This window comes from Bacteroides xylanisolvens XB1A (genome assembly GCF_000210075.1).
Classification (GTDB): Bacteria; Bacteroidota; Bacteroidia; order Bacteroidales; family Bacteroidaceae; genus Bacteroides; species Bacteroides xylanisolvens.
On the sequence record NC_021017.1, the window covers coordinates 109,760 to 113,180 of the forward strand.

Sequence of the window (3,421 nt, forward strand, 5' to 3'; positions counted from 1 at the left end):
TAAGTTCCAGGTTTTTTAGCAGACAATTTCGCTGCCTTTTCTGCCGGGAAAAGAGATTGCATCTTATAGACATTATTAATTAAATCTGTTTGATATTGAGTGGCCACTGGAATGATATGGTTCATAGCCAAATCACCCAATACACGCGCCTCGATCTGAATCTTCTTCGTATACGTTTCCCATTTCACTTCGTTGCGGGCTTCCAGTTCTTTCTTTGTCATTACGCCGGTAGCTTCGAACATGGCAATGGTTTCCGGTTTCAGGTAGTTATCGAAGATAACAGGAACACTGGTTTCGCAATCCAGTCCACGGCGGGCTGCTTCTTTCTTCCATTCGTCGCTGTAACCATTGCCGTCAAAATGAATCGCTTTACATTCCTTGATATATCCACGGATAATTTCGAGGATGGCAGACACTTTAGGCTCTCCTTTTTCAATCAAAGCATCCACATCTTTCTTAAACTTCACCAATTGGTCTGCTACGGCAGAGTTCAATGCAATCATGGCAGACGCACAGTTTGCCTCGGAACCTACGGCACGGAACTCAAAACGGTTTCCGGTGAAAGCAAAAGGAGAGGTACGGTTACGGTCAGTATTGTCAATCAGCAATTCGGGAATCTGCGGAATATCCAACTTCATTCCCTGTTTGCCGCTAAGACTAATCAAATCATCTTTTGTACTGTTTTCAATGTGATCCAATACCTGCGACAATTGCTTCCCGAGGAAAGAGGAGATGATGGCAGGAGGTGCCTCATTAGCTCCCAGACGGTGGGCGTTGGTAGCGCTGGAGATAGAAGCTTTCAACAATCCGTTATGATGATAAACTGCCATCAATGTGTTTACGACGAAGGTAACAAAACGCAGGTTATCTTCCGGAGTCTTACCCGGTGCCATTAATAAAATGCCCGTGTCAGTTCCCAACGACCAGTTGTTGTGTTTACCCGATCCGTTGACACCCTTAAAAGGTTTTTCATGAAGCAGTACGCGGAAGCCATGACGGCGACTTACCTTACGCATCAATGACATAATCAGCAAGTTATGGTCATTAGCAAGGTTACACTCTTCAAAGATAGGGGCTAACTCGAACTGGTTCGGGGCAACTTCGTTGTGACGAGTCTTAACAGGAATACCTAACTTTAACGCTTCAATTTCGAGGTCCTTCATGAAAGCGGCTACGCGGGTGGGGATAGCACCGAAGTAGTGGTCCTCCAACTGCTGGTTTTTGGCACTGTCATGTCCCATCAAAGTACGACCGGTCATTAGCAAGTCCGGGCGTGCGGCATACAATCCTTCGTCTACGAGGAAGTATTCCTGTTCCCAGCCCAAATAAGCAACTACTTTTTTCACTTCCGGGTTGAAGTAACGGCATACGTCTACAGCAGCTTTATCTACAGCCCGCAATGCTTTCAGCAAGGGAGCTTTATAGTCGAGAGCTTCGCCGGTATATGCGATAAACACAGTTGGGATGCAAAGCGTATCATCTACAATGAAAGCAGGTGATGAGGGGTCCCATGCGCTGTAACCACGGGCTTCGAATGTGTTACGGATACCGCCATTCGGGAAAGAAGAAGCATCCGGTTCCTGTTGTACAAGCAGTTTACCAGTAAATTCTTCCATCATACCGCCTTTGCCATCATGTTCAACGAAAGCATCATGTTTTTCAGCTGTGCCTTCGGTCAGCGGTGCGAACCAGTGCGTATAATGAGTAACACCCATTTCGATGGCCCATTTCTTCATGCCGGCAGCTACTTCGTCGGCAATACTGCGATCTAGCGGAGCACCGTTGTCAATGGCGTCAATCAGTGCATTGTATACCTTGCTGGGAAGGTATTTGAACATTTTCTCCTTGTTGAATACATACTTGGCGAAATACTCCGAAGGACGTTCGGCAGGTGTTGCTACCTCAACAGCTTTCTTTTTGAAAGCTGTCTCTACTACTCTGAATCTAAGTTTTGACATAATACCTGATTTGATTTGTTGTTAAATATGTTAGAGTAAATAATTACTTTGTTATGTGGTTCCCGGAAAGGCGATCAAACCTGTCCGGAAGTTTTTTCTGTGATTAGCGGGGTAGTGATTAGTAGTAAGTTGTGCGTAGCTGTCTTTCACTAATCACTCAACCGTTCATCACTAAATTAGTTGTAAGCAGATTCTCCGTGTTCGTAAATATCAAGACCTTCTTCTTCGATACGTGCCGGAACGCGAAGTCCGTGAATCTTATCAAGCGTTTTGAAAATGATGAATCCCATGCCTGCTGCCCATGCACCTACTACCAATGCTCCGAATATTTGTGCACCGAGGAATCCGAAACCGTAGCCATAGAATAAACCTTCACTGGTGGAGAACAAACCTGTAAGAATAGTTCCTAAAAAGCCACAAACACCATGTACAGAAGATGCACCTACCGGATCGTCTATCTTTAACACTTTGTCAATGAAGTCAACGGAGAATATCATTACGACACCACATATTGCACCTATTAAGGCTGCTCCTGCAGGAGATACTGCGTCACATCCTGCTGTGATGCCTACCAGCCCTGCCAAGATACCATTCAGTGTCAATGACAGGGAAGGTTTTCCATATTTCATCCAGCTCACCAACAGAGCGAAGAAACCACCGGCACAAGCAGCCAGATTCGTTGTCAGGAATACGTGGGAGATGGCGATAGCATCGGCTTCGGTTGCTGCTGCCAATTGAGAACCGGGGTTGAACCCGAACCATCCGAACCAAAGAATGAATACGCCTAGTGCAGCAATAGTCAGGCTATGGCCTGGGATAGCTTTTGATTTGCCGTCTTTACCATATTTACCGATACGGGGACCAAGAATGGCAGCACCTACCAAAGCAATCCATCCACCTACAGAGTGAACGACCGTAGAACCGGCAAAGTCATGGAAGGTGGTTCCGAAGAGACTCATCATGAAAGAACCTTCTTCACCGTTCATCAACCAGCCCCCGCCCCATGTCCAATGACCGGATATCGGATAAATCAGTACACTGATAAAGATGGTGTAGACGATATACATGGAGAATTTTGTACGTTCTGCCATGGCTCCTGATACAATTGTAGCTGCTGTCGCACAAAATACGGTTTGGAATATGAGGAATCCTTCGGTTGGCAAACCATTATCAATGAAAGAAAGGTCGAAGAAGTGGGGCATTCCGATGAATCCGCCTGCACCGAACATCAATCCGAAACCGATAAACCAGTATAGTAAAGAGCCGAACATGAAGTCTACAAAGTTCTTCATCAGAATGTTGGCAGTATTTTTCACTCTGGTAAAACCTGCTTCTACTAATGCAAATCCCGGCTGCATGAAGAATACGAGCATTGCTGCAAGCAACATCCATACAGTATTCAATCCAAGAGCTAATTCACCAAGCGTATCGGGGCTGCTGATGCTTCTTCGGCAGGAGCGGTA

At 45.8% G+C, this 3,421-nt stretch carries 2 protein-coding genes; both read right to left on the minus strand.

Going from position 1 to position 3,421, the window contains the following annotated elements; all coding sequences use genetic code 11:
- The coding region (locus BXY_RS00465) for a glutamine synthetase III family protein (RefSeq protein WP_208946695.1) at positions 1 to 1,958 on the minus strand (1,958 nt) is incomplete at its 3' end.
- Positions 1,959 to 2,134: 176 nt separating this feature from the next.
- Positions 2,135 to 3,400 carry an ammonium transporter gene (locus BXY_RS00470; protein ID WP_394809834.1) on the minus strand — a complete coding sequence of 422 codons (1,266 nt, stop codon included), beginning with the start codon at positions 3,398 to 3,400 and terminating at the stop codon, positions 2,135 to 2,137.
- Between the last annotated feature and the right edge of the window lie 21 nt (positions 3,401 to 3,421).